Raw genomic sequence first — 20,869 nt, 5'->3', positions numbered from 1 at the left:
GTTTTTTAGGATTTACACTATGACCAAATTACTTAGCCTCGGCGAGCTACTTATTGATATGCTGCCACAAGATTCTCAAAACAGTGCTTATTTGCCCATTGCAGGAGGTGCCCCTGCCAATGTAGCGGTAGGTTATGCAAAGTTAGGCGGCAAGGCTGCTTTTTGTGGCGGTATGGGTAATGACTACTTTGCTAAACAATTAAGTAAATCGCTTGCGCAATATAAAGTAAGTACAGAGTACTTATTTACGATTAAAGACTCTCAAACGGCCGTGGTTATTGTGAGTTTAGATGAAACCGGTGAACGCAGCTTTAATTTTTATCGCCACAATACCGCCGATTTACTGTTAACGAGTGATCACTTAAGCCATATCAAATGGGATGAATTGAGTACCCTACACTTTTGTTCCAACACGTTAACCAATCCAGCCATTGCAAACACCACCGTGTGTGCTTTAAAGCTGGCTAAAAACAACCATAAACTCGTTAGCTTTGATGTAAATTTACGCTATAGCTTGTGGCAAAATAGCAATGACATTGAACACAATGTACATGCGTGTTATGCGTATTGCGACATTGTTAAGCTATCGCGTGATGAGCTGAACTTTTTAGCTGAGCAAACACAGCAAGAACCTGATAATTACTTACAATCTATTTTAGATACAGGTGTTAAATTGGTATTTTTAACCGATGGCCCTGCACCGGCAACGGTTTACCATAAGGGATTTATATTAAATGAATCGGCGCCAATCATTAATGCTGTGGATACTACCAGTGCCGGTGATGCGTTTATTGCAGGCGTGTTATATTATTTAAATCACACCGATGAAAATAGCTCGCTCATCGAAAAAATTAATAATGAGCAACTAGTAAAACACGCTTTAAGTTTTGGTTTGCGTTGTGGCTCTAAAGCCTGCTTAGCCAAGGGGGCATTTCCCGCATTACCTACACTTCAAGAGGTATAATACCAATCCGCAATAATACTTAATCATTTTACGAGGCTAAACGTGTCGCTATCTGCATTAAAAAATTCTCATTTAGAACAACTAAATAGCAATTTTTTTGCCTAGCTATCAACACGTTTTTCCAGCCTCAAAATAGATCACTTAATTAAGCGAATTGGTATAAATACTTTAAAAATAAAGGCCGATTATGGCCTTTATTTAAGCATCCGCTTCTTCATCATTACTTTTTAACCATTCTAAAGCCGCAGTGGCGTTCTCAAAATATTGAATTTCACCTGATACAAACCAACTGCCTAATTTAGCGATGGTTGATTGCCAGTCTTTGTTGCCGTATATGGCTATTTTTTTAAATTCTTTGTTATGCTTTAAGCCAAGTTTTAAATCATCCCATGCAGCTCTAAGTTCCCAGCCATCAAGCTCAGTACCATCTATGAGTACATTAACAATAGGATGTTTAACTTCGCCAAGCGCAGAGTCAATCATCGGCGTGATCACTTCATAATCTTTATGAGTGAGTGTACCTATAGCTTTTAAGGTTAAAAAAAACTCGCAACCAGAGCGCTCAATACCAATAGATAAGCCGTGTGTTAAATTTACCATAACCCGAACTCCGCAATAATATGAGCATCAAGTATAGGTGATAGCTTATTAACCAATAGTGAAGTAGATCAAAAAACAGGCACATCACTTTTATTGTGCCCATTTTAATTAAATGCTTAATTATGCATTTTTAAGCCGTGCTATTTGGTTTTCAACATCTGTTAAATGACCGATTTTAAGCCACACTCTGGCTCCTTCACTGCCTGCTGTTGCTTTAATTTCGCTGTTAGGCGGCACTCTTAACCAGCTGTGCTTTACTAATGTATCGCCCTGCTCTTCAAGCGAGCCTTCAAGAACTAAAAGCTCGCCCCCACCTGAGGCGTTTAACCATATTTCACTGTTAGGTGCAAATGCAAAAATACTCACCTCTTCAAAGGCATCTTTATAAAGAGAAACTACATTTACATTACTAAACTCAGGGTGAGGAACACTGCACATGGTATTAGTTTGCAAGCGAACATGCTCTCTATCCTCTGGCTGAAACTGCCATAATTTCACAAATATAACGCACCCGTTTTCAGAGCTTGGTGTATGTTTTGACTCAGGCGGATTGCGAATATAAGAGCCCTTGGGGAAATCACCATGTTCATCTTGAAAAACACCTTCAAGCACAATAAATTCTTCACCGCCGGTATGTGTATGGGCAGAAAAATGGCTGTTTGGCGCATATCGTACAATGCTGGTTGCGCGTGCAACCTCATTGCCTACTCTATCAAGTGGACGCCTATCAACACCCGCCATCGGTGAGGCTATCCATTCTAACGATTCGCTATGTACAACAACACGTTCGCTAAAATCAGCTGCAATTTTCATATTTGACTCCATATCTAAACAGCAATGCTTGGACGTTGAGCGACCTTTTCTTGCCATGCTATTAAATGTGATAGCTCACTAGGAATAGCTATTTTTGCAAAGCCTGCAAACACCAGACCGGCGTACAAAGTAATATCTGCAACACTGAAATTCTCACCAGCAACATAAGCAGAGTTGGCTAACACTGTATTAAAATAAACAAAGCCTTGGCGCGCTTTTTCACCTTGCTTTTCTCCCCAAGCAACATTTTGATAGGTTTCAAGCGCTGGGCCTAAACCATCCGTTGCATGATGAAAGTAAGTGGCTACAGCATCAAGTACCATTGACTCCGCACGTTTTTGCATCATATTAATCACCGCGCGCTCTTTTGCCTCAACACCGGTTAATGAAGGGCCTGCAAAAGCGGTATCAATATATTCAGTAATTGCGGTGCATTCTGCTATGAACGTTCCATCATCTAGCTCTAAAACAGGTACGCCTGCTAAGGGGTTTTTAGCTAAAAAAGCCTCAGTACGGTGCTCACCATTTAATAAATCAACAGCAACAAATTCTACTTTATCAGTCGCCTTTTTTTCAGCAAGCGCAATACGTACACGTAATGGATTAGGAAAGTTTTCTACATCATAAATTTTCATAATTATCTCTTTATATTTTTAATCACAGTTTGAGCTAATACTGGCAAGAATAAATTACCTACCTACTGGTAGGTAATTTATATTAAGATCTCGACCTTTGCAAACTAAAAATAAAAGAGCTTGAAAATAACTACCTACTGGTTGATAATTTTTTGCAGCGATATGAAGGAAGTTTAAAATGACAAAAAAAGCAGCCCTGTTAAAAGCAGCAGAAAACAAAGTTAGACTTGGTGGCTATAGCAATTTTAGCTTTAGAGAGTTGGCCAATGAAATTGGTATTAAAAGTGCCAGTGTGCATTATCACTTTCCAACTAAAGCTGATTTAGGTGCAGAGCTTGCGCATCAATATACCGATGCCTTTATCGCTGTACTTGGTGAACCAGAGGCACACAAAGCAAACGGTAAAAACCCTATTGATATTTACACTCAGTTATTTAGAAATGCACTCGTGATTGATAAAAAAATGTGTTTATGTGGCTTGCTCGGCGCAGAAAGCGACAGCCTACCTGATAAAGTGCGGGTTGAAGTTCAGCGGTTTTTTAATAAAAATTTAGCCTGGTTAACCCAAGCACACGCTGCGAATGGTGAAAAAAACCCTGCTCGCGCGGCAATACAAACAGTGAGCTTATTAGAGGGGGCGATGATGATTAGTAAAACCCTAGATGATATCAGCTACTTCGAACAAGCCACTTTTTAGCGATTAGTCATCAAGTATAAAAAAAGCGAGCCTTTATAAGGCTCGCTTTTACATTTTTAAGATTACGATTTATTAAGCCGTACGCACTTTATGCTTTGAATGCACAACAGCTAATACAATAAACCCTATAACAGCCACCGCTGCACCAATCGGTTTACCTAAATCACTTGATAAGTTTAACCCTATTGCCGCGGTCATTATGTATGACAAGGTCACTGCTGTAGCGATTACTGCTGGTATACTAGTGATCCAGTGGAATGTACCACGGTCAAATAAGTACTTGGTCGCAAGCCACAACACACTGGTAGAAAGCAGCATATTTGAGAATGCGAAGTAGCGCCAAATCACAGAGAAATCGAGCTTAGTCATAAAGTAAGCAATGGTTAAAATAGGGATTGCTAGTAATAAACGATTACGTAAACTTTGCGGAATACTAAACGCATCAACCACGGTCAAGCGCAGTGAACGAAACGCCGTATCGCCTGAGGTAATAGGGAAAACAGCAACAGCAATAATTGCCATAATACCGCCAAATACACCTAAGTAGCTGTTTGCAATATGGTTAACTACCAAACCTGGGCCACCAAGATCAAGCATAGCTTTTAAACCCGCATAGCCTTCTGGGAATGCAGCAATACCAGCAAGTGCCCAAACACAACCTACAATGCCTTCACACATCATCGCACCATAATAAACTGGGCGTACGTATTTTTCGTTGGTTAAACAACGAGCAATAATAGGTGCTTGCGTTGAGTGAAAACCACTAATAGCACCACAGGTAATGGTTATAAATAGCAGCGGCCAAGTGGGCAGTCCATCAGGATTTGGTGCTAAGAAGTCATGAGCGTGATCGGCCTCAAAGTATGCTAAAAAGTCGCCCGCTACTGGTAAATGCGGTGCGTTTATTAGCAGTGATACCGCAATAGCTACTGTCATCACAATCATTAACAAACCAAAAATAGGGTAAAACTTAGTGATGATTTTATCAATGGGTAATAACGTGGCTAAAAAGTAGTAAGCTAAAATAGCCAAAACCCAAAAGGTATTATTTGCAAATATTGTATCCTTAAATATATCAAGGTTACTTAATAATCCTGCCGGGCTCATAATAAATACAACACCAACAAAAAATAGTAGCATCGCAGTAAAAATAAGCATAAAGCCTTTAAATACAACGTTGTAGTAGTGCCCTGCTATTTCCGGTAAGCTTTTCCCGTCTTCTTTTATACTCATTACTCCTGAGAAAAAGTCGTGTACAGCGCCACCCAAAACATTACCAAGCACAATCCATACAAGCGCAACCGGACCATATAATGCACCCAATATTGGGCCAAATATGGGGCCTACGCCTGCTATATTTAAAAATTGAATCAAAAATGCACGAACAGGGTGAATTGCAACGTAATCAACACCTTCGCTAAAGCGTTTTTGTGGTGTGTCGACCGTTGAATCCATGCCCGCTTGCTTTTCAACAAACGGGCTATAAAACTTATAGCCTAATATTAAAATAGTTAGGCAAATAAAAAAGATGATCATAAAGCACGCTTCTCTTTTTGTATGTGTGTATAGGGCCAAGTATTGCAGCCCAAATTTTAAAATAACAATTGAACGTAGCATATGAAAAAGCACGCAACAATGAGACGTTTGGCTAATGCTCTGGCAAAATCAAATTTATTCAAAAAAATTAAACTAAGTAACAGCATAAGTTACTTATAAAAAAACGTTAAAAGTGCTTATATTGCAACTAAAATCTATACGCCAATTTACAACAATAGCTACACCTGAATGATTAATTAGCCTACGATAAACATTATTACTACTTTTAATGTACTGCCGTTGGCCTACGTGGCTTTATAAAAAACAAGGATGCCCTCAATGACACAGTTTACTACGCCCGATTTATACGATGAACATCGCGACCATGTGCAAGTCGCTGACAGTGGCTTGCAACACTTTGGTAATAAAACTCTCTTTTATGGTCAAGTAGTGACTGTCACCTGCCCAGACGATAACTCGTTTGCTGGCAACATATTACATGAAAATGGTGAAGGCAAAGTGTTGGTTGTGGATGGCTTTGCTAGTAAGCGTTTTGCATTCATTGGCGATATGATTGCAGAGCGAGCCCTAAAAAATGGCTGGCAAGGCATTATTATTAATGGTTGCTGCCGCGATATTGAAATTCTTGCCACGCTTGATTTACCCGTGATGGCGCTAGGCGCTACGCCGCGCTGCACCACTAAGCGCGGTTTAGGTGCCAAAGATCACCCGGTTAATATGTTAAACACCACAATTAATACCGGTGATTGGGTGTATGCTGATGTCAATGGATTAATTATTAGTAATAAAGCCTTGTTTTGAACAATCAAAGTGACTGTTCGCGATAAAAAAAGCAGCTCGAAAGCTGCTTTTTATAAAATCAAACAATAAAGTTTTACATTAAAGTGCTAACCATACATCGGTTGAGCCTGGCTCGTTCCCTTGAGTCCACCATTTAGCTTGGTACTTATTACCTTGATAAGAAACTTCATCACCACTGTTATAAATAGCCGTTGGCTGCCAAACTTCGACACCCGTACCATCTGTAGGCTGTGTTGTTGCCTCCCACGCACCACCTAAATCAGGACGCTCGCCTTGAGTCCACCACTTTGCTTTATATTCAACGCCGTTATAAGTGACGACATCGCCACCAACGTATGCAACACTCGCATCCCAATCTCCTGTTGGTGGAGTGGTAGTATCACCATTTGTCACTGTTACGCTAAAGCTTTGCGTTGTAGTTAATGCGCCATCACTGACTGCAACTGAAACAGTGAAGTTTGTATCTGTATCTACAGCGCCTGCCTCAATACTTACATTTGCACCGCTGCCCACTAACGTTAAGCCTGCTGGTACTGTCCACGTATATGTAAGCGCATCGTTTTGTGCATCGTTTGCAACTACAGCAACACTTGCTGATGCGCCTTCTTCAACACTAACATTAGCAATTGCATTAACACTCGGTGCTGTATTTTCGCCGCCTGATGTCGGCGCAATAACATTAACAACAACATCACGATTTACTGTTGCTTGACCATCTGATACCGCAACGGTTGCAACATACTGTGTATCTGTAGTCACTGTTGGCGCATTAATAACCAGTGATGATGTATTTTGTCCAGATACTACTAGCGCGCTATCAGCACTCCAGCTAAAGCTCAGTGGATCGTTATCTGCATCGGTTGCAGAAGCCGTTACTGTGATGCTCTCGCCTGAATTAACAGACACAGATGAAGACACTGAAACAACCGGTTTTTTATTACTTGGCGGCGCAACTACGCCCCCTAAGCCATCATGCATTGCATTTAGAATGTCACCATTGTCAGCATCAATTTCCCATGCAAATAAACCGCCTAAGTTATGCTGATTAACATACGCACCTTTGGCCAGCACAGACTTACGGCTATCATAGGTGATCAGTTTACCAGTTGAGCGATTCCATACATAAGCGGCTTGTGCTTGCTCATCATAACCCACTTCAAAACCATTAATACCGGTGCCTGCCGCACCAATCATATTGGCTTTAACGCCTTTGTAATCAATAACTCCATCTTCCCATACACCTTGTGCCGTGGAGCCTTTTAACGGGCCATTACCAGAGGCGGTCATTGGGTTACCATCAACCGCTGCATTTTGCGGGTAAACACCTTCCCAACCACGGCCATACATGGCTGTGCCGACGACGATTTTTTTCGATGGTACATTTTGCGCAAGTAACAGCTGTACTGCATTATCGGTGGTATAAGCAGGGCCTTTACGAGGTTCGCCATTTTCATCAAGCCCAGTGCCATTACATTGACCAACACTCATGTGCTCGCCACAGTAAAGTGCAGTTTGATGACCAGTTACGTTACTCCATGCGCCATAAAAGTCATAGGTCATGGCAAAAATGTAATCCATGTACTGGCTTGCGGCTTGATAATCTACATCTTCAATTTTATCGTAACCAGCACCAATGGCTGAGGTTAACTCGTAAGTACGACCCGTTTCTGCTTCTAGCTTATCAAGCATAGCGCGCAGCTCTTGCATAAGCGCCACATAGGCTGGGCCATCGTTAATTGGATCGCCAATATCAGGATTGGGGCCGTCACCACCTGGGAATTCCCAGTCAATATCAACACCATCGTAAAACTTCCAGGTTCTTAAAAACTCTTCCATTGAGGCAACAAAGGTGTCGCGGTTTGCTTTATTAGTAAAACCACCAAATGGGTCTGATAACGTCCAACCACCTACAGATGGTAAAATTTTAATATCGGGGTAGCGCTGTTTTAGTGCCATTAACTGCGAGTAAGTACCACGAATGGGATCTTTAGCATCAACCCCTGGCAATGCTTTTTGTACTGCGGCCCATGGGTCGTGAATAACCACTTCGTAATCTGCAGAGCCCGCACAGGCTGTTTCCAGTGCGCGCTTAGGACCGCCAGTTAACGACGCATTTTCACCACAAATTGGAATGAAGCCATACAAAATATGACTCAGGTTTTGTGCTGGCATATTCGTTACATCGTAATCACGGCCATAGATCCCCCACTCAACAAAGTAAGCGCCCGTCACTAAATCTTGCTTAACGCCAATATCACGGTTATTTGGGTCAACATCCATAGGTAATGGTGCTAAATGTCCGCCGTCAGTGTCAGCAATTACAATTGGCTTACCCGCACTTCTTGCACAGGTCGTGCCGCCTTCACATAGTTCAACATACATTGTATGGCGGCCTGCTTTATCATAAGGGAATGAAATAGTGCCACTTTTAGAACCATCAGCAAGCGTGCCCTCATTTACTAGCATGTCATCAAAGTACACTTTATAGCTATCGCCGCCATCACCGCTCCACGCACTCCATTCAATGTTGATATTAACTTGCTCAACACGGGTAACCAGCTGTTTGTAAGAACCGTTTCCCTCAAGGTCTACCTCAACAAACGAATATTGCTGTGGCTCCCAATTAATACTTGGTGTAGAAGGCGCTGCCGATACAGAACCGGCAAATAGTGCAACACCCATAGCTGCGGTTAATTGTTTAATATTCATATTTCTCTCTTATCTATTTTTAATGTGGTTATTTTGGTTTAATAAGTTTGAACTACAAAACTTAGGCTTTTAGTTACAGTGTTTTCCATACATCGGCTTGTCCTGGCGTATCGCCTTGAGTCCACCAATTAGCGCGATAGCGCTGTCCTTGATAGATTATTTCTGCGCCTGCTTGATAGGCTTTGTTAATACTCCATGCTGCTGGATTAGTACCCTCCTCAACAAGCTCCCACGCACTTGAACTATCGGGATGCTGACCTTGATTCCACCATTTAGCTAAGTAAACACGCTCTTGAAAACTCACTTTATCTGTTGCTTGATAAACCTCAGTAGTGCTCCAAGGCGCTATAGCAGGATCATTGATAACGCTGTCATTAACGGTGACAACAAACTCGGTTTGGGTCGTTAATTGGCCATCAGAAACAGATACCACAACGGTATAATCTGTAGGTGTTGAAACTTCAGGTGAAATTAAGTTGATATTGGCATCGCTACCGGTAAAACTCAGTGGTGCCGGTACTGACCAAGTATAAATTAACGCATTTTGCTCATCATCAAACGCATGTAAATGCACAGCCGTGGTGGTGTTTTCATCAACTACTAGGTTTTCTGGCTTACTAACAATAGGCGCTGTATTATCAGGGGTGCCCTGCACGCTTAATGTATAAGTGTAATTTGGATTGCTTCCATAGACTTGGTTTGTTAGTACATCAGCGCTGTTAAATACAACATCACCAACTTGATTTTGCACACCAATCTGCACTAAATGCGCATAATCAAGGTTAAGTTGTGACGCCAACACTTGCTGCCAATTTACTTGATTATCGGCATTGATTTTAAGTTGTTGATTAATCACCTCTTGGCCAGATTCATCAAATAAGCGAGCCCATACAGTGTCGCCTGCAATGGCATTTTGCCCTTGACGTACAAAGTACCCAAGGCTTGCCCACGCATTCGGATTGGTTGGAGCAGCGTCGTTTACAATATTTATATCACTACAGTTATAAAAGCCTTCACCCACAACATCGTTTCGTTGCCAGCGGCTGTACAAAATGGCATCACCGTTGCGTCCTTGTGGAATAGCCACACTCATTTGATAATAACGCTCACCATCGGTGTCTTTAATCACGTCAACATTTTGATGCTCCTGAACTAGCTCTAAGTCTTGCCAGGTCAATACATCAGTAGCGGCATTAAAAGTTGGCTTAGTTAAGTAAAACTGCCAAAAGCTGGGGTTATGTGGTGTTGATGCAAGGTAACGAACTTGAATTTCACCATTAGCATTGGGCACTACGTCACTACGTTGCCAATGTGGTGATGGTAAATCCATACCGCGTTTGGCTGTATCGCCACCAGCACATAAAGTGCCGTTTGGTATACTGGCCTCAACTGCGGTTTGATTTAAATAGTCAGGAGTATTAACAGAAAATTCAATCGCTTGCACAAACTGCACCGTGCCGGATTCTAGATATGCTGATCGACAAGCAAGGTTAGGAATATTTGTGCCATCTTCTGGCCACCAGTATCCGCCATCATCTTGGCAAAATGCTTGGCGTGCTTTAGGACTATCCATATAACCATGTGCTTGTACTTGCGGTGCTAGCATACTCAGTAGCAAGCCACCTGCGATTGCAGATAGCGTAATCGTGTTAAGTTTAATTGATGCCATTATTTTATCCTTTATTAGACTCAATACATGGGGCAAGCTCAGGCCTACCCCTCATTGTTTTGTAAATTACAGGCTACAACTTAAGGTCCAATCTGCTGTTGCACCCGGCTCAGAGCTTGTCCACCACTTGGCTTTATAAACTGCGTTGTTATGCACCATTAGATCGCCGCCAGCAGCATGACTTGGGTTGCCCGCCCAGTCTGTTTGAGGGAAATTTGGATAAACAGGAATCGTGGCTATATCAACTCCTTCACACGTACCTACAGGGTCACCGCCACCGTTATCTGGATTGCCCGTGCCATCACCCGGTGTTGCACCTGGTAGCATTGGGTATTCAGCTTTGAATGCGTAAGTTTTTCCATCTTTTTCAATGGTAAAGTTGCTAGGCCCAGTGATTGGCATGTAGTACATCACTTGTGCATTCACAGTTGCACCAGCGCTAAAGTCTTTTGGTTGACCGCCCCATTCATTGTTCAGTGTGATTGAGAAACGGTGGAACTCGTTCTCAAAACCGCCAATATTATTACCCGCTGCGTTCGAGCCATTTACTTCTACTGCCATGCCCAGTTTTTCTTGTGCATTCCAGTTGGATTTAAAAATAGCAGAGGTTGATACCGGTACATCAAATGAAATTTTTGCACCGCTTAAATCAAGGCTTGAGTTATTGGTAAACGCAAATGTTGGGCTGATTGGGTAGTTATCATCACCGACAGGGAAGTCTTTGGCTTCAAATGTGATATCTACAGCTTCAGCAGGCACTGTAAAGTTTGGATTTCCGCCATGTACATCATATGCAACACCGCTTTGATTAAACTTATCGTATGCAAGTGAAGTAAGCGTTGACCCCATGAAGTACTCGCCTTTTGCTGAGTCGTAATCAAAATCACCAGCAAGCTCCCAGAACATGATACCGCCAAGGCCGTTGTTAATAACATAATCAACTTTAGAGGCCATCGACTCTTCATCTTCTATCGACAGAAATACTTTTTTATCGGCATTCCAAAGCCAAGGTGCGACGGCAACACTGTCGTAATAACGTGTGTAAGAACCTGTTAAGCGATCGTCAGCATCGGTATCGGGGGTTAAGCCATACACTTCGAGGTAAGAGCCAACAATACCATTTTCGAGATTTTTAGCGTGCCATAAAGGATTTGAACCGGCGGGCATTTCTTGACCTGCGTCGTTCTTATCGTGCCAAAGGTTATCAATACCTAATGCACCATTACCACACTTGTTCTTTTCACCAACCCCTGTACCTGTGGCACAATCAGCTTGGTTTGGTAAAGCCGATTGACCCCATAGACCATTAGTTCCGCCCGACACATCTTTAAAACCTCGAGTATAATAAGGAATACCGATATTGATTCGACCGGCAGCCATTGCCCCTCGGAAATAACGAACCGCCCAATCGGTGTTTAAGTAACCAATCCCTTCAAATTCTTTAGTGCCGTAGACGTTCCATTGTGTCAGTTCTGAGTCTAAACCGGTGTCAAACAAGGCAGCATTGTGCCCTACATGTGAGTTCCAAGCGCCATGTAAGTCGTAAGACATAATGTTTACATAATCCAGATATTTAACCGCTTGAAAGGTTTCCATACCTCGTAATAAATAACCAGAAGATGGAGACGCAATAGTGAGTAAATAGTGCTTACCTGCTGCTTCACCTGCACGGTCTAGCTCTTCACGTACTTTTTTCATTAGCACTTGGTATGAGGCATTCAATCCTGCACGGCGCGCGTTGGATATAGGAAAATCATCGGGGTGACCTGAGTCGTTCATTGAAGATGGGTATTCATAATCAATATCAACGCCGTCAAATCCATATTTTTCAATAAACTCAACGGTGCTTTTTGCAAATGCATTAATACCTTCATAATTGACTGAGCCATCAGCATGGGTGGTCATGGTATAAAAGCCACCACTTTCAACGCGGCCGGTTTCATCAAAATACCCCCCCGTTTCAGCCCAGCCACCTACCGATACCAAGGTTTTAACGTGTGGGTGTTGTTTTTTGTATTTATTTAAAAGATTAAAGTGCCCTTTGTATGCAAACTCAGGATCCATTTCAGCGCCAATAACGCCTGGCCATTCCATGTTTGTAGCAGGATTATTTGCTGAATTAGGATCGCCAATAGATACTTTATTATTGGCATCAACATGCGCAAAGGCATAATTAATATGAGTAATTTTATCCCATGGAATATCATTAACTAGATAACTTGGTTGGTCATTAGCACCATTTCGCCAACTAGTAAAATAACCAATAACACGACGCGGGTGGTCAGCTCCCATAACTTCACGACCATCAGCATCATACACAGTACAATAAGGCGTATTAACACCGGGGGTTTGATATAACCCTTGTGGTTGACAATCAGTTACACCACTGCCGGGCGCTGCAGAGTCAACAACATTTAGGGTTTTTGTGGTTTGTGCTGTAGCCCCTTCATTATCAGTCACTGTAAGTGTAAAGCTGGCTTGCCCAAGAGCTGTAGCCTGCCATGTGTACTGACTAGTTGCTGATGTCGCTTGATGAGTATCATCACCATTTATAGCAAAATTAAGCGCGGTGATCTCACCATCGCTATCGCTACCTGAAAGCTCAAACACAACTTGTGAACCCACAATTAGCTGTTCAGGTAAGGTACTCAATGAAATTGATGCAACGGGTACTTGATTAACAGGATTAGTAACGTCATCTGCAACTGTTAAGGTATTGATGATTTGTAATGACTGCGCACCTTGATCATCCGTTGCAATTGCACTTATTTGATGAGAACCCGCCACAGCTTGCCAATCAACGCTGTAAGGTGATGAAGTATCTGCAGCTAGAAAAATACCATCAACAAAAAACTCAACGGTGGTTACCTCTCCATCGTTATCAATTGCTTGCGCCGATATGACAACGCTGTCTTTATCGGTTAGTTGAAAACCGTCTGCAGGCATTAACTCGGTAATTACTGGAATTTCATTATCAATGACAGCGTTGTCACATACACCCAAAATTTTCCAATCTTTATAATCACCAGCATTCTCCACTGGATTGGCTTGCGTCCACCAGCTAGCTTCATACGCTGTGCTTTGCGCTTGCACTTGATCTCCAGCAACGTGTGTCTGGCCTGTTTGCCACTGTTCTAACGCACTGCAATCAATAGACGCGTGTACATTTAAACTAAGAAAACTTAACGATAAAGCACTTAGATTAAAGGCATTTGTTATTATTTTACGTGAGCTCATTGGCTCCTCCATTAACGATGTTTATACTCATTATTTTTTACCTTTCAGGTACAAACTTAACATGGATATCGTAAATATCAAGAAAATAATGCACAAATAACAAACAAAATAAATACAAAATAGTTACATTATAAAATTAACTAATTATTTATTACTATAAAATTAAGAAGGGATATTCCATAAAAAAGCCCAGCATTGCTGGGCTTTGAATGTCTAAGGGGTAAACGTTTTATTCAGAAAATGAAACCGTAATAATATTCGAACATACGTTTTCAGATACGCATAACTGATAGTCGTATGCCGGTAATGTTGCGTTACGCACATAATCACGGTAACGGCCATTATCTGATACGGTATCTACTAGTTCGCCATTTCGGTATAGGCTAAGTGACTCAGCCCCTACTTCTGCCCAGTTTAACTCAACACGCATAGTATCAAGACGTGACTTGTTAGCGCGTTTTAAGCTCAATTCAATTTCAACATCACTAACAACCACTGTTTGAGTGAATGTATCTGAGTTATTTTCACTATCCGTTACGGTTAATTCAACCTCATAACTTCCTGACTGAGCGTAAACATGTGTAGGATTTGGGTTTGTTGATGTTGAACCATCACCAAAGTTCCAGCTCCACTGTGAAATGTCATCATTTACATCACGACTTGTATCTACAAATGTAGCAGTTAAACCTTGTGCTGAAACACTAAAGCCAGCTTGTGGTGGTTGTGGGCTTACCTCACCAATAGCGCTAAATGTAAGTGACCAACCATTGATATTACCCGTATCTGCACCAGCTGTATCTTCAACATGAAGTGTCCAATCTCCGGTTGCCACTTCAGAATTAAATACGCTTGATGTAAATGACTTAACAATATCGTCTGCACTGCCACCTTCATTGCTTTGTAAAGTCACTTCTGTACCTTGCGCTGAAATAAGCGTAAGTACTAAGTCACCAGACCAAGTATGCGTAATATCTACATCAGCAGTGGTGCCAAAAATAGTTAAATCATCAGCAACAGTAATAACTGAGCTTGCGCCCTCTGGAGAATTATCTGGAATAGCGATGTTTTCATCACTGCTGTAAGTAAAGTCATTTAAACCAGCAGGTTGAAGCATTAAACTAACAGTTTGTTCTTTAACTTGCTCTTCAGTTGTTGCGGTAACAGTAAAGTCGTAATTTCCCCACTGAGTATCGCTGTTAGTTGCAACCGTTAGAACAACTTCATCGCCCGGACGAGCGGTAGTTGCGCTTAGTGATGCATCGGTAAGATCTGAAGCTAAAGCCAGTGAAACGTCACCTTCCCATTGTGCAATTGAGCCAATCGTAAAGGTATAAGTAACCGTATCACCTACAGCCGCTTGCTGAGAAACCGGCGATACAGATAATTTAAAGCCTGGAGTTGGATCAGCATCAATTAGCGCTTGGTTAACATTTAGGCGTGTACCTGCAACCGTTTTACCATTTAATGCCGCATTAGCATCACCACTAGACATAAGTAATTCTTTAAGCTCTAGTGTTGTTAAATCAGGATTAACTGAAAGTACAAGTGCAGCAGCACCAGCTACATGCGGTGTTGCCATAGATGTACCTGAATAAGTAGCATAGCTATTACCAGGAACGGTCGACAAAATACCTGAGCCAGGTGCGCCCATATCAACACTTGTTAGGCCCCATTGAGAAAAACTAGACATATTATCTCTGCTATCAGTACTTGCTATCGATAATACGTTGTCGTTTTCATAGTTAGATGGGTAGTGTGGATTTTGGTCGTTATCAACCGCATCGTTACCCGCAGCAGCAACAAATAAAATATCAGCTTGCTCACTAGCCGTAATCGCATCAGCTAACGCTTGGCTAAAACCACCGCCGCCCCAGCTATTATTTAACACACGCAGATTAACACCCGCATTTTTAAGGCCAACCATGTAATCGATACACTTAATAGCACCAGAGGTAGAACCTGTACCATCTGCGGCTAAAAACTTACAACCAACAATAGAAACATCATGGTTTACACCAACAACACCGACACCATTGTTACCACTGGCACCGATTGTACCCGATACGTGTGTACCATGGCCTTCGTCATCCATCGGGTCACCAACATCAGTAATTGCATTAATACCGTGAACGTCATCAATGTAACCGTTTCCGTCATTATCGATACCATCACTGGCAATTTCACCACTGTTTACCCACGCGTTCGCAGCTAAATCAGGGTGGCTATAATCAACACCCGTATCAATAACACCTACTACAACATCACGACTACCTGTAGAGATTGACCATGCTTCTGGTGCATCAATATCGGCATCAGCCGTGCCACCAGTTTGGCCTTCGTTGTTTAAGCCCCATAAATCATCAAAACGAGGGTCATTAGTTGCGCTTGCTATGCTCACTCGGTAATCAGGCTCAACATACTCAATAGCTTGATGCGATTTTAAGCGCTCAATTGCTTCTTTAGCACTCATTCCTGATATTTTAAATTTTGCGAGGCGGCCAGAAAATAACGAGGTGAAGTTATCATCAATTTCATCGTTATTTAGATCAGATATTTTGGCTTTTACTAACGAACGAGCTTGCTTACGCATTTCCGGCGAAGCATTCTTTTTATACTTAACAATAATCGAGTCACTGCTCGCAGTTACTTTTTGAGTTGTACTGTTAACATCAGGCAATTTAGCCGCAGCTAAACAAGGTAAAAGTGCAAGTGTAATAATAGATAATTTTGTTTTCATTGTTCTATCCGTAATTAAGTTAACTTAGCTTTACTAAGCGAAATATTTACGTTTATGAATTTAAGTAATCACGTGGCAAGCGTTAAGAAAACGGGTAATCAGTCACTAACTCAAGTAAAAAAAGCAAAATCAGGAACAAAACCATTATTTTTAACTAGAAATACAGTAAAAAAAACATTAATAGCAGCCATTTTAATGAATTAAATAACTTATTTTTAACATGGCATTAACTCATTATTTTTTACTGGTTTTTGATGTAAATAGATAGAAAATACAAATTAAACTGGTAAGTAATTGAAATTTATAGATTTAAATTACCATTAAAAAAGATGATTCAAAATGAACTCATTGAAGAATACAGTGACTGAGCAGTTATGAATTAGTGAATGGCAAACCACCTTACCAAGTACTAATGACCAAACCCTAGTTCATATTTAAAACAGCATTTTACGTTTAAGAATAAAAAGCTAATCACACATTATGGCAGCACGGCATGCTGCAACGAAAATACCTTTTTAAAACTTAATAAATAATCAAGGTATTTTATTTTATCTTTCAAGGAGAATAATAATGAAATTGAATAAATCACTTTTAAGCTGTGCAATTGCAATTGCAATGGGCGCCAGCTTTACAGCAAACGCAAACACAGAAACAAAAGCAGGTTCAACTTCTGAGCTTGCAGCTAAAGTATCTGTAAGTAGCATTGAGAATGCTGTAACAGTTAAGCAATCATTTTCTGACAACACGGCATTAGTCTCTCAAGATGGCGATGGCAATACTGCACTAGCTACTGAAATCGGTAACAACAACGATGTTAAAATAGCTCAATTACAAAATGGTAATTACGCCGAAGTTGAAACAACAGGTGATAACAACCAACAAACTTATGCTCAAGATGGTGTTGCTAATGGTTTCATCACACGCATAACGGGTGATAACAACGGCGTTTATGTTTCTCAATTCGGCCAAGGATTATTTCAAAACAATGAAGCAATCAATATTATCACTGGTAGCGATAATAATATTGACGTTGAACAAGGAAATGGCGGTCACTGGTTTTACAACATGGACATGAGAGGTAATGGTAACGAAATTATTTCATCTCAGTCTGGTATGTGGCAAGAATTTGAAGTACTTAGCTTATCAGGCGATGAAAACATTATTGAAATTGAACAAACAGACACCTGGAATGAATTTAAAATAGGCTCATTACGCGGTAACGAAAATGAGATTGACGTTAACCAGGATGGTTCACGTAACATCATTACATTTACTGATATTGCTGGTGATGACAACGAAATAGCTATTGAACAAAGCAGCGGTGATAACAATACCATTACTTTTGCAGCCGTTACTGGTAATGATAATGAAATAAAACTAGACCAAGAAGGTTCGAATAATGCTATTGAGTCTGGTCTTTTTGACGGTTCATTCAATGAAGTAACAGTTAATCAAATTGGTGATGAAAACCTTGCGACTACTGAGCTAATGGGCGATAACAATGAGCTTACAGCAATGCAAGTTGGTAACACTAATGAAGCATACATGGGTGTCATTGGTTCAAATAATGAATTTACAGTAACCCAGGTTAGTGATTTTAACTCGGTTCATTTAGCTAACTTTAATGGTAGCGGTAACGATGTTGATCTTAGCCAATCAGGTGGCGATGAAAACGCAATTTTAGTGCAGTCTTCATACCCTGATGTTTCTCTCACTTCAAACGATAACGATATTGATGTTAATCAAGTCGGTAATCAAAACGAGGCGATTGTTACACTAGCGGGTATCCTTGATAGTAACGCAAACCAAATTGATATTGCTCAAAATGGTGATATTAACGTTATTGACTTAATGGTAGAAGGCAGTAATCACTCTATTGATATTGCACAGCAAGGCGAAGGTAACTGGGTAGGTGGAACTGGAGATTCAGCGTTTTTATTAGGCGGTGAAAACGTTTCATTCTCTGTTACTCAAACCGGTAACTACAACACTGTTGAAGGTAACGTAATTGGCTTTAACAGTACATTCTCTGTCACTCAACTTGGTGATGGTAATACAGCAACAATTACACAAATGTAATTGATGAGACGGGGAGAGTAACCCTCTCCCTTATTTTAACTATGAAAAATAAACAATATATCTATCTTTTTATACTTTTAACTTTTTTTACTCCTTTGAGTAATGCCAGTGCTGAATTAGAAATCGATGGATTATTACTAAACAAAAGTATTAGTCGCTTTGGGTATCAATTTTACAGTGAATTTTCAAATTATTGGCGTGAACTGCCTTCAACAGCTGGCTTTAATGTAGAAATAAAAGAAACGGTTATACCCCGTGCTGGTACTAAATTAGTTTTAATAATGAATCATAAGATTATTTATGCAACCCATTTGGGACGAAAGTTAGAGCCTTTGGACGAGCGAGTAGAGCAAGCAGTGCACTCTGTAATGGACGCCATGGCGCGATCGAATATGCAAACAGCGAGTCCTGATATGGCATTGAATGGATGGTAACAATGAAAAAAATAGCATTAACAATAATAACAACTTTAAGCTTTTCAGTCTCCGCAACTGAAATTATTTATACCCCTATTAACCCGAGTTTTGGTGGCAACCCTCTCAATGCAAATATGCTGCTTAGTAAGGCACAAGCACAAAATAAACATAAAGCGCCGGTTGTCGAAAAAGGGTATGCAGAGCAGTTTCAAGATTCATTAGAGCGGACATACTTAAATCGAATGGTGAGAGAAATCACCGACATGGCTTTTGGGGAAAATATTGAAGACAGTGTTTTTAATCAAGACTCCATTTTTATGAGTGGTGATTATCAAATAGAAGTGATCACCAGTACAACCGACACTATCACGGTTAGAATAACAAATGTAATTGATGACTCGGTTGTGGTTATCGAAGTACCGAGGTTTGGATAATGTATAAATTAATAATAATAACAATCGCTCTTTCTCTTAGTGGTTGCTCTACTATGGGTAATTTAATCCCTCCGTCAAAACAAAGTGCGGTAACGTTAGAGCCAACAGATGTCTTTTCTGATTTAAAAAGCTTACCTAAACCTGCGGGCAGCATTCCAGTCTCGGTTTATTCATTTCGCGATCAAACTGGTCAATATAAGCCACAAACTAATGTTAGCTCGTTTTCAACGGCCGTCACTCAAGGTGCAAACTCTATTCTAGTGCAAGCATTACATGAGTCTGACTGGTTTACGCCGGTTGAACGTGAGGGTTTGCAAAATATTTTGACTGAGCGAAAAATTATTAGAGCGGCACAAGCGACTAACCCTAATCAAGGCGAGCTACCGCCGTTAACCACTGCGAAAATCATTTTAGAAGGCGGTATAATTAGTTACGACACCAATGTAAAAACGGGTGGCTTAGGAATGGAATATTTTGGTATTGGCGCATCAGAGCTATATCGTGAAGATGCAATATCAATCTATTTACGTGCCGTAGATGTAAGAACTGGCCAAGTATTGTTATCAGTAGCCACCAGCAAAAAAGTATTGAGCCAAGAAATGCGAGCAGGTTTTTTTAGGTATGTTAGCTATAAACGTCTGGCGGAAGCTGAGGCGGGCTTTAGTGATAATGAACCAATGAGCATTTGCGTAACGCAAGCAATAGAAAAGGCGCTTACAGATCTTATCACCAAAGGTATTGATAAAGGCTTATGGGCTAAACAGGCAGCTTAACCTATTCTTGCAGATGGCCACAACGTCATTGATGTGGCCAAGCAAATAACGATTAGCTCTCAACGGGTAATAATACTGAAATATATCTTTGCGCCCAATTGGCCAATTCAACTCTATTACGCGAATTAGTTTTTTTAAATGCGCTATAAAGGTGAGTTTTAACAGTATGGTCGCTAATATTTAGTTTGTCCGCTATTTTATTATTACTCGCTCCTTGTGCAATTAAATGAATAACCGATTTTTCTCGTTTAGTTAAATGTTTATAGTCAGCTTCATTTAACGTGATATCTTCGCTTAAGGAGCTAAACGAAGAGGCCACACTTAGAATATCATTAAAGGCCTTAGAGATTACTTTACGAGTAAACCAAAGCTCACCAGTAGAAATTCTTACTAAGCCTTTAAATATATCTTCTGCTGCTGCCGATTTATAAAATACCCCATTAAAATGATTGAGTAATAAGTTTTTTTCACATACTTGCTCTAGTTCTACATTAAAAAGCACAACTTTATACTGTTTAGCCAAACAAATTAAATCTGCTGGGATCAAGTCCTGCCAATCATTTTGAGATCCATCAATTAGAAAAATGTCATAAGCACCACGCTGATCAATATGTGGGATAGTACTGTCCATTTTTATATCACCAAAAATGGCTTGAAGTGTTCTTAAAATAACTGTGTAGTTTTGAGAATGGAAAGACGATTGAAGCGTTGTCTTAATAAAAGCCGAGCTTTTTTGCAACATATAACT

16 protein-coding genes are annotated in these 20,869 nt (G+C 40.7%); 7 read left to right on the top strand and 9 right to left on the bottom strand.

Translation table 11 applies throughout. From position 1 onward, the window contains the following. Nucleotides 1-19 precede the first annotated feature (19 nt). Entirely contained in the window at nucleotides 20-964 is a 945-nt protein-coding gene (locus PISS_RS17135) for a carbohydrate kinase family protein (protein WP_058155823.1), read from the top strand. A gap of 198 nt (nucleotides 965-1,162) precedes the next feature. Here the strand turns inward: PISS_RS17135 and PISS_RS17130 are convergent, their stop codons facing one another. The 3 genes from PISS_RS17130 to PISS_RS17120 all read right to left on the bottom strand — a co-directional run bounded on the left by PISS_RS17130 (nucleotide 1,163) and on the right by PISS_RS17120 (nucleotide 3,012). Then, complete coding sequence (locus tag PISS_RS17130; protein ID WP_013463012.1) at nucleotides 1,163-1,564, bottom strand: SpoIIAA family protein; 402 nt, start codon at nucleotides 1,562-1,564, stop codon at nucleotides 1,163-1,165. Between the two features lie 120 nt (nucleotides 1,565-1,684). Further along, nucleotides 1,685-2,377 (bottom strand): cupin domain-containing protein, encoded by a 693-nt coding sequence (locus tag PISS_RS17125; RefSeq protein WP_058156107.1) that lies wholly within the window; start codon nucleotides 2,375-2,377, stop codon nucleotides 1,685-1,687. A 14-nt stretch (nucleotides 2,378-2,391) separates the two neighbouring features. After that, the gene (locus tag PISS_RS17120; RefSeq protein ID WP_016900120.1) at nucleotides 2,392-3,012 is read right to left on the bottom strand and encodes a glutathione S-transferase; all 621 of its coding nucleotides are present in this window, start codon (nucleotides 3,010-3,012) and stop codon (nucleotides 2,392-2,394) included. A 178-nt stretch (nucleotides 3,013-3,190) separates the two neighbouring features. Here PISS_RS17120 and PISS_RS17115 point away from each other — a divergent pair, with 178 nt between their 5' ends. Then, nucleotides 3,191-3,709: a TetR/AcrR family transcriptional regulator gene (locus tag PISS_RS17115; protein ID WP_013463009.1), complete on the top strand. Its 519-nt coding sequence runs from the start codon at nucleotides 3,191-3,193 to the stop codon at nucleotides 3,707-3,709. Between the two features lie 72 nt (nucleotides 3,710-3,781). Here the strand turns inward: PISS_RS17115 and PISS_RS17110 are convergent, their stop codons facing one another. Further along, a complete protein-coding gene (locus tag PISS_RS17110) occupies nucleotides 3,782-5,245 on the bottom strand; it encodes a carbon starvation CstA family protein (protein WP_013463008.1) in 1,464 nt (487 codons plus the stop codon). Nucleotides 5,246-5,584: 339 nt separating this feature from the next. On the opposite strand from PISS_RS17110, the gene PISS_RS17105 reads away from it, so the two are divergent. Continuing rightward, nucleotides 5,585-6,067 (top strand): putative 4-hydroxy-4-methyl-2-oxoglutarate aldolase, encoded by a 483-nt coding sequence (locus PISS_RS17105; RefSeq protein ID WP_013463007.1) that lies wholly within the window; start codon nucleotides 5,585-5,587, stop codon nucleotides 6,065-6,067. A gap of 78 nt (nucleotides 6,068-6,145) precedes the next feature. Here the strand turns inward: PISS_RS17105 and PISS_RS17100 are convergent, their stop codons facing one another. The 4 genes from PISS_RS17100 to PISS_RS17085 all read right to left on the bottom strand — a co-directional run bounded on the left by PISS_RS17100 (nucleotide 6,146) and on the right by PISS_RS17085 (nucleotide 16,419). After that, nucleotides 6,146-8,776 (bottom strand): glycosyl hydrolase family 18 protein, encoded by a 2,631-nt coding sequence (locus tag PISS_RS17100; RefSeq protein ID WP_013463006.1) that lies wholly within the window; start codon nucleotides 8,774-8,776, stop codon nucleotides 6,146-6,148. A gap of 73 nt (nucleotides 8,777-8,849) precedes the next feature. Further along, on the bottom strand, nucleotides 8,850-10,445 hold the full coding sequence (locus PISS_RS17095; RefSeq protein ID WP_013463005.1) for a lytic polysaccharide monooxygenase: 1,596 nt from the start codon (nucleotides 10,443-10,445) through the stop codon (nucleotides 8,850-8,852). Nucleotides 10,446-10,511: 66 nt separating this feature from the next. Beyond that, entirely contained in the window at nucleotides 10,512-13,682 is a 3,171-nt protein-coding gene (locus PISS_RS17090) for a glycosyl hydrolase family 18 protein (protein WP_096040850.1), read from the bottom strand. A 229-nt stretch (nucleotides 13,683-13,911) separates the two neighbouring features. Then, the gene (locus PISS_RS17085; protein ID WP_058155819.1) at nucleotides 13,912-16,419 is read right to left on the bottom strand and encodes a S8 family serine peptidase; all 2,508 of its coding nucleotides are present in this window, start codon (nucleotides 16,417-16,419) and stop codon (nucleotides 13,912-13,914) included. Between the two features lie 570 nt (nucleotides 16,420-16,989). On the opposite strand from PISS_RS17085, the gene PISS_RS17080 reads away from it, so the two are divergent. From PISS_RS17080 to PISS_RS17065, 4 genes are read left to right on the top strand one after another with little or no spacing between them, the layout of a single operon-like run. Next, nucleotides 16,990-18,498, top strand: a complete 1,509-nt coding sequence (locus PISS_RS17080) for a curlin (protein ID WP_058155817.1) — start codon at nucleotides 16,990-16,992, stop codon at nucleotides 18,496-18,498. Between the two features lie 41 nt (nucleotides 18,499-18,539). Then, complete coding sequence (locus PISS_RS17075) at nucleotides 18,540-18,932, top strand: curli production assembly/transport protein CsgE (RefSeq protein WP_013462999.1); 393 nt, start codon at nucleotides 18,540-18,542, stop codon at nucleotides 18,930-18,932. Further along, nucleotides 18,926-19,348, top strand: a complete 423-nt coding sequence (locus PISS_RS17070; RefSeq protein WP_016900115.1) for a curli assembly protein CsgF — start codon at nucleotides 18,926-18,928, stop codon at nucleotides 19,346-19,348. The genes PISS_RS17075 and PISS_RS17070 overlap by 7 nt, the downstream gene beginning before the upstream one ends. Next, complete coding sequence (locus PISS_RS17065; RefSeq protein WP_058155816.1) at nucleotides 19,348-20,121, top strand: CsgG/HfaB family protein; 774 nt, start codon at nucleotides 19,348-19,350, stop codon at nucleotides 20,119-20,121. Before PISS_RS17070 ends, PISS_RS17065 begins: the two co-directional genes overlap by 1 nt. Before the next feature lie 52 nt (nucleotides 20,122-20,173). Here the strand turns inward: PISS_RS17065 and PISS_RS17060 are convergent, their stop codons facing one another. Then, nucleotides 20,174-20,863, bottom strand: a complete 690-nt coding sequence (locus PISS_RS17060; protein ID WP_013462996.1) for a response regulator transcription factor — start codon at nucleotides 20,861-20,863, stop codon at nucleotides 20,174-20,176. Between the last annotated feature and the right edge of the window lie 6 nt (nucleotides 20,864-20,869).

The organism is Pseudoalteromonas issachenkonii (assembly GCF_002310795.1).
GTDB lineage: Bacteria > Pseudomonadota > Gammaproteobacteria > Enterobacterales > Alteromonadaceae > Pseudoalteromonas > Pseudoalteromonas tetraodonis.
Note: the sequence above shows the minus strand (reverse complement) of the source record. Positions and strands in the feature narration are given on the sequence as shown.

Excerpts from the sequence above, each read along its gene's own strand:
- PISS_RS17135 (WP_058155823.1), top strand. The coding sequence starts at position 20 with ATGACCAAATTACTTAGCCTCGGCGAGCTACTTATTGATATGCTGCCA.
- PISS_RS17130 (WP_013463012.1), bottom strand. The coding sequence starts at position 1,564 with ATGGTAAATTTAACACACGGCTTATCTATTGGTATTGAGCGCTCTGGT.
- PISS_RS17125 (WP_058156107.1), bottom strand. The coding sequence starts at position 2,377 with ATGAAAATTGCAGCTGATTTTAGCGAACGTGTTGTTGTACATAGCGAA.
- PISS_RS17120 (WP_016900120.1), bottom strand. The coding sequence starts at position 3,012 with ATGAAAATTTATGATGTAGAAAACTTTCCTAATCCATTACGTGTACGT.
- PISS_RS17115 (WP_013463009.1), top strand. The coding sequence starts at position 3,191 with ATGACAAAAAAAGCAGCCCTGTTAAAAGCAGCAGAAAACAAAGTTAGA.
- PISS_RS17110 (WP_013463008.1), bottom strand. The coding sequence starts at position 5,245 with ATGATCATCTTTTTTATTTGCCTAACTATTTTAATATTAGGCTATAAG.
- PISS_RS17105 (WP_013463007.1), top strand. The coding sequence starts at position 5,585 with ATGACACAGTTTACTACGCCCGATTTATACGATGAACATCGCGACCAT.
- PISS_RS17100 (WP_013463006.1), bottom strand. The coding sequence starts at position 8,776 with ATGAATATTAAACAATTAACCGCAGCTATGGGTGTTGCACTATTTGCC.
- PISS_RS17095 (WP_013463005.1), bottom strand. The coding sequence starts at position 10,445 with ATGGCATCAATTAAACTTAACACGATTACGCTATCTGCAATCGCAGGT.
- PISS_RS17090 (WP_096040850.1), bottom strand. The coding sequence starts at position 13,682 with ATGAGCTCACGTAAAATAATAACAAATGCCTTTAATCTAAGTGCTTTA.
- PISS_RS17085 (WP_058155819.1), bottom strand. The coding sequence starts at position 16,419 with ATGAAAACAAAATTATCTATTATTACACTTGCACTTTTACCTTGTTTA.
- PISS_RS17080 (WP_058155817.1), top strand. The coding sequence starts at position 16,990 with ATGAAATTGAATAAATCACTTTTAAGCTGTGCAATTGCAATTGCAATG.
- PISS_RS17075 (WP_013462999.1), top strand. The coding sequence starts at position 18,540 with ATGAAAAATAAACAATATATCTATCTTTTTATACTTTTAACTTTTTTT.
- PISS_RS17070 (WP_016900115.1), top strand. The coding sequence starts at position 18,926 with ATGGTAACAATGAAAAAAATAGCATTAACAATAATAACAACTTTAAGC.
- PISS_RS17065 (WP_058155816.1), top strand. The coding sequence starts at position 19,348 with ATGTATAAATTAATAATAATAACAATCGCTCTTTCTCTTAGTGGTTGC.
- PISS_RS17060 (WP_013462996.1), bottom strand. The coding sequence starts at position 20,863 with ATGTTGCAAAAAAGCTCGGCTTTTATTAAGACAACGCTTCAATCGTCT.